At 62.0% G+C, this 6,000-nt stretch carries 2 protein-coding genes, 2 tRNA genes and 1 pseudogene; 1 reads left to right on the top strand and 4 read right to left on the bottom strand.

The genetic code is table 11. The annotated features are described in order from the left end of the window. Window positions 1-167: 167 nt before the first annotated feature. The 4 genes from HGO40_RS25335 to HGO40_RS25320 form a co-directional block, all read right to left on the bottom strand. Window positions 168-1,457 carry a virulence factor family protein gene (locus HGO40_RS25335; protein WP_250965253.1) on the bottom strand — a complete coding sequence of 430 codons (1,290 nt, stop codon included), beginning with the start codon at window positions 1,455-1,457 and terminating at the stop codon, window positions 168-170. Further along, window positions 1,457-4,099: a bifunctional lysylphosphatidylglycerol flippase/synthetase MprF gene (gene mprF, locus HGO40_RS25330; RefSeq protein ID WP_250965252.1), complete on the bottom strand. Its 2,643-nt coding sequence runs from the start codon at window positions 4,097-4,099 to the stop codon at window positions 1,457-1,459. The genes HGO40_RS25335 and mprF overlap by 1 nt, the downstream gene beginning before the upstream one ends. 152 nt (window positions 4,100-4,251) lie before the next feature. Continuing rightward, window positions 4,252-4,328: transfer RNA gene (locus tag HGO40_RS25325), tRNA-Met, on the bottom strand. Between the two features lie 232 nt (window positions 4,329-4,560). Beyond that, window positions 4,561-4,637, bottom strand: a tRNA-Met gene (locus HGO40_RS25320). 281 nt (window positions 4,638-4,918) lie between these two features. Here HGO40_RS25320 and dinB point away from each other — a divergent pair. Then, a pseudogene (dinB, locus tag HGO40_RS25315) lies at window positions 4,919-5,979 on the top strand (DNA polymerase IV). Window positions 5,980-6,000: the final 21 nt, after the last annotated feature.

Genomic DNA, 6,000 nt, shown 5'->3' with positions numbered 1-6,000 from the left:
CGGGTTTTGCCCCCCTTTCGGGTGCCCATATGTTCATTGATCGAGCAGAACCCGCCGCCTTGCCCGAACAAACCCGCTCCCACAGAGGGTTGTGTGTAAGCCGTACGGGCACAAAAAAGCCCCGGCAACCGTAAGGCTGCCGGGGCTTTTGTCAGGCTTGTATCTGCTTACTGTTCGGCTGTCTTGTTCTGGCGCTTGTTGATCTCATCGATCAGGCGCTTGGCCAGGGCCGGGTAGTTTTCGTCGAAGTGGTGGCCGCCAGGCAGCTTGATGGCCTCGCCTACGGCGGTTTTGTCGGTGCAGCCGCTTTCGTCGGCTTCTTCGCCGCCGTAGATGCATACCACTTTCTCGGCTGGCAGCTTGGCCATTTCCGGGCCGGTGGCGGCTTCGGTGCCGGCGTTGCCGAGCCAGCCTTCGACTTCGATCTCGAAGCTGCCGGTGCGGGCGAAGGCCAGCAGGATGATCGCGTCGACCCGCTGTTGTTCGGTGGCCGGCAGGCGGTTGTAGATCGCCGGCAACACGTCGGCGCCGAAGGAGTAGCCGGTCAGGATGAAGCGCTTGGTGCCCCAGATCTGCCGGTAGTGTTGCATCAGCTCGGTCAGGTCCGCCGCGCTCTGCTCAGGGCTCTTGTGCTGCCAGTAGTAGCGCAGGGTGTCGATGCCGACCACTGGGTAGCCGATCTTGGCCATTTCATCGGCTACATCGCGGTCCAGATCACGCCAGCCGCCGTCTCCGGAGAGAAACAGGGTCACGGTATCCCGCGCCTGGCTGGCAGGCACTTCCACCACTGGAATGCTCAGGCCACCTTTGCCCTTATCGGCGCCCACCAGGATCTTGCGCAGCTCGTTGTTCAGCACTTGCGGCAGGTTGATGTCGTAGTCGCTGATGCTGGTTTCGGCGTTTTTCTGATCCCTGACGAAACCGGCGCTGGTGTCGTCGGGGTTGTCGTTCCAGGCCACCAGCCAATGACCATGGGCTGCGCTTTTAGGCAACAGGTGGGTGCAGCCGGGTTTTTCCAGGGCCAGGTCCACCGACACGGCCTTGGCCTTGTCGTCCTTCTGCTCGGCCAGCCAGCGCCAAGCCAGCACGGCGCCAGGGCCGATGCCGCTGACCAGCGTGGCTGGGCCCTGGAGTTCCCTCAGGCCGGCTTGCAGGGCACGGCCTTGCAGCATGCAGTCCTTGGGCAGGATCACCTGGACGATCTGCGCCGAGCCGCTGCGGCTGAGGGTCGTCAATTGCGAGTCGCTGAGCTTCTGGTCCTCATTGACCGCCACCAGCACCCGGGCAAGCGCCTTGGCGCCGGGAGTGACCCGGGTCAGTGCGGCGCCATCGGCGGGCGCCAGTTGTTCAAGGGTGGGTTGTGGGGCCGGGCGGTTCCAGTACCAGTAACCGCCACCGAGAATCACCGCCAGCACCAGCAGGGCGGCCACTACGTATCGCCAGGAGCGTTGCATCATCAGCGTTTCACCAGTCCAGTCAGGCCGCCCGCAATCAGGGCGGCAGTATCGGCCAGCGCGACCAGCGGATCGAGTCCGGCGGGCACGGCCATGTAACGAGGTTCCCAGTCAGGCTGGAATTTGTCTTTGAAGCGGCGCAGCCCCTGGAAGTTATAGAGCTGCTCGCCACGGCGGAACACCATCGAACCCAGGCGCTGGGTCAAGGGTGCGCCGCGCCGCGGTTGCAAGCCCGACAGCGGGACCATGCCGAGGCTGAAGCGGGCGTAGTCATGGTTTTTATAATGCTGGATGAGGCCGACCATCATGAATTCCATGGTCAGTTTCGGCGCCTCGGGGTGGGCACGCATCAGGTCGAGGCTGGCCAGTTCGTGGCTGTGTGTTTCCAGCAGGTTGGCGAACGCCACCGGCCGGCCCTCGAAACGAATCACCGCGATGCGGAAATGCTTGAGGTAGTCGTCGCTGCAACGCCCCAGGGAGAAACCTTTTTCCCGCACGTTCTTACCGGTCAGCCAGGCGTCGGAAATGACCTTGAGTTCGTCCATCGGCGCCTGGCCCGGCTCGTGGATCTCCAGCGACAGGCCATCACGGGTGCCGCGGTTCCAGGTGTAGCGCAAGTCCTTCATCTCTTTGCCCTTGGCTTCGAGATCGAAACGCTTGAGGTCGACCCGTGCTTCCTCGCCCAGCTTGATGGCCGTCAGGCCGATGTCCATGTAGTAGGGCAGGTTTTCGGCGCGCACCTGATAGAACACGGGACGGGCATGGTGGATGTCGCACAGGTCGCGGAACTGCCAGATCATTTCGGCCCGTTGCTGGGTAGGGCCGATCGGGTCATACAACGCCACCAGGCTGCGACCACGGCGGGCATACATCAGGAATGCCTCGTCGTTGGGGTGGAACAGCAGCGCCTTGTCACCGGTCAGGGCCAGGCCGCCGTCGGGTTGCGACGATGCCATGAGGACCGTTTTGGCCCGTTCCAGTTCTCCTGCCGTCGGCAAATGGATCACCGGCCGTGCCGTGCGCAGCAACCAGGTCAGGGACACCACCACCAACAGCACGGCAGCCCCCAAGAGAGAGCGCAAGCCGCGAGGGGCGTCGGCATCGAGGGTAAACTGCCACCAAAGTTGATGGCTGTAGGGCACGTCCTGGTAGGCAAAAAGCAACAACCAGATCGACGCGCCGAGCACGCAGAGGCTGGCGATCAGGAACAGCGGGGAGAAGGGCAATTCGGTCAGGCGGCTCGGACGATAAAAGGAGCGCCGGAATACTGCCAGCAAGGCCGCCGTCAGCGTCAGCAGCGTGGCTTCTTCCCAGTCGAAGCCCTTGAGCAGCGAGAGCAGGGCGCCCACCAGCAGCAAAACCGTGGTCAGCATCCAGGCGGCCGACAGGCGACGGCGCAGGCCTTGGGCGAGCAGCAGGCACAACACGCCCACCAGGCTGGCACCGAAGTGCGAAGCGTCCACCAGCCGATGGGGGATCAGGACACCGATGTGCTCCAGGCGGGTGTCGATTTCCGGTGTCACGCCGGAAAACAGCAGCACCACACCGGAGAGAAACACCAGTACCGCCAGGATCGGCGCGGCAAGCCCCGAGGCTGCCCGCAGGGTCTGGCGCGTCTGGAACAGCCGTTGTGCCTCATTGATCAGCAGCAACACGCAGGCCACCAGCATTGGCAGCAGCACGTAGATCAAGCGGTACAGCAACAGCGCCGCGGCTAAGGGGGCGGCGCCGAGTTTGTCGGCAAACGCGGCCAGCAGGATCGCCTCGAATACCCCGACCCCGCCCGGCACATGGCTGAGCACCCCGGCGGCCAACGCCAGCAGGTACACCAGCAGGAAGGCGCCGAACGGCGGTGCCTCGGGCAGCAACAGATACAACACCGTGGCGGCCGCGGCCACATCCAGCGCGGTAATCACCAGTTGCAGGAAGGTCCGGCGCCGGCCCGGCAGGCGCAGGGTGCGACGCCCGGCCTTTACCAGAAGGCTGTCCCGATGGGGCTGGTCCGGCAGGCGCCGACGGTAAATACCAATGGCCAAGGCGCTGGTGAGCAGTAGCACGGCCACGGAAATCGCCCCAAGCAACGCGGCAGGTAAATGCAGCGCGGCAGACGCGGCGGGCAGGTTGCTGAGTGTTGCCAGGGCGGCCAACGGCGGCAACGCACAGCCCAAGGACAGGCTGGCGAAGAGCGTCATGTGGGCGACATCCGAAGCCCCGAGGCCATGGCGCGCATATAGGCGGTAGCGAACCGAGCCCCCCGACAGCAGCGACAGGCCAATGGCGTTGCCAATGGCGAACGCAGTGAACCCCCCGAGGATCATGGTTTGCGGTGGCAGCGTCACACCGGCATAGCGGCTGGCGGACCATTCGTAGCCCAGGAGAATGATAAAGCCGACGACCGTGGCGCCGATCGCGCCGAGCAGGGCAGGCCGGGGCACTTCCAGAATCGAGTCGTGCAAGGCGTAGAGATCGAGCTCGCGCAGCAAGTGGCGGCAGGCAACCAATGCAATCGCAAATAGCAGCAGCGTGACGGCGAGACCGATGGGCTGGCGGTACTGACTGATCCGATCCAGCCAGCGCAGTCGCTCGGCCTTGATCGGTTGTGTCGCAGTAACGGAGTCTTGCGGGTCAGACGAGTGTGCGCGCATCAATCACCTCTTGAGCTATGCGCGACAGGATGGGGGTAACCAGCGAAGTTACCAATCCCTGCGGTAGAAAATAATTACAAAATATTTGTAATGAAGCCTTTTTTCATCAGGCACAAAAAAGGCCACTCTTTCGAGCAGCCTTTCTTGGTATTTGGTTGCGGGAGCCGGATTTGAACCGACGACCTTCGGGTTATGAGCCCGACGAGCTACCAGACTGCTCCATCCCGCGTCTGTGTGGCGGCATTCTACAGGCGAACGCCCGAGTGTCAACCGTTAAAAGGCGAAGGGGAGAAATAAACCACTGATCCGTCCCTTGCCTGGCTAAATGCTCGGAATCTAAAGAAAATTGTCCTACAACCTGCGGCGCGTGGGGTGTCGTAGGTGGCGTCTCTCTGATCGAGTGGTCAAAAAATGAGCAGGCACAAAAAAGGCCACTCTTTCGAGTAGCCTTTCTTGATGTTTGGTTGCGGGAGCCGGATTTGAACCGACGACCTTCGGGTTATGAGCCCGACGAGCTACCAGACTGCTCCATCCCGCGTCTGTGTGGCGGCATTCTACAGAGGATCGAGCAGCTGTCAAGCCTGTTGATCTAAAAAACTGTTCCGCTTCAAGCGCTTAGCCTTGTAAAAGGCATTGTGACAGCGCTGTGACGCAGGCCTGGCAAGGGCTGGCGCTCTATTGGGCGGTTCGTTGCGATTGAAGAAGTAAATTTGTGTAGGCGTTTTCGGGCCTCAACGAAGGATCTTTCAAACTACTGGTGCTATATACAGGTGCCGGTGCGATACTGGTGGCCCGATTCGTCGCACACCCTGTTCCGCTATGACGCAACGTAAAATCATCCATGTCGACTGTGACTGTTTTTATGCCGCTATCGAGATGCGCGATGATCCGCGGCTGGCCGGCAAGCCCTTGGCTGTGGGTGGCTCGGCGGATCGGCGGGGTGTGATTGCCACCTGCAACTACGAAGCGCGGGCCTACGGCGTGCGCTCGGCCATGTCTTCCGGCCACGCCTTGAAGCTCTGTCCGGACCTCACCATCGTCAAGCCGCGGATGGACGCCTATCGGGAAGCGTCGAAGGAAATTCATACGATTTTCAGCGATTACACTGACCTGATCGAGCCGCTGTCCCTGGACGAGGCCTACCTGGACGTCTCCGCCAGCGCCCATTTCGGCGGCAGCGCCACCCGCATCGCCCAGGACATTCGCCGGCGTGTACCAATCAGTTGCACATCACTGTGTCCGCCGGCGTCGCGCCGAACAAGTTCCTGGCCAAGATCGCCAGTGACTGGAAAAAGCCCAATGGGTTGTTTGTCATCACCCCGGACCAGGTCGAGGAGTTTGTCTCGGCCCTGCCGGTCAGCAAGCTCCATGGTGTGGGCAAGGGCACTGCCGATAAGCTGAACCGGCTCGGCATCGTCGATTGCCTGCAGCTGCGTGAATGGGACAAGTTGGCACTGGTGCGCGAATTCGGCAGTTTCGGTGAGCGGCTCTGGAGCCTGGCTCGTGGGATCGATGAGCGTCTGGTGCACAACGACAGCCGACGGCAGTCCATCAGCGTGGAGAATACCTATGATGTCGACTTGCCCGACCTGGTGAGCTGCCTCGAGAAACTGCCGGAGCTGATGGAAACCCTCAGGGGGCGCATGGCGCGGATCGACAGCAGTTATCGACCGGGCAAGCCGTTCGTCAAAGTGAAGTTCCATGACTTCACCCAGACCACGTTGGAGCAGGCCGGGGCAGGGCGGGACTTGGGCAGTTACCAGTTGTTGTTGACCCAGGCGTTCAACCGGGGCGGCAAGCCGGTGCGGTTATTGGGGATCGGGGTGCGGCTGGAAGATTTGCGGGGTGGGTTTGAGCAGTTGGAGTTGTTTGAGCGGTGATGTCGCTTGGCTGAATGCCTT

Source organism: Pseudomonas sp. CG7 (assembly GCF_023701885.1).
Classification (GTDB): domain Bacteria; phylum Pseudomonadota; class Gammaproteobacteria; order Pseudomonadales; family Pseudomonadaceae; genus Aquipseudomonas; species Aquipseudomonas zanjanensis.
The sequence above is the reverse complement of the archived record's forward strand: the minus strand, read 5'-3'. Positions and strand labels throughout refer to the sequence as shown.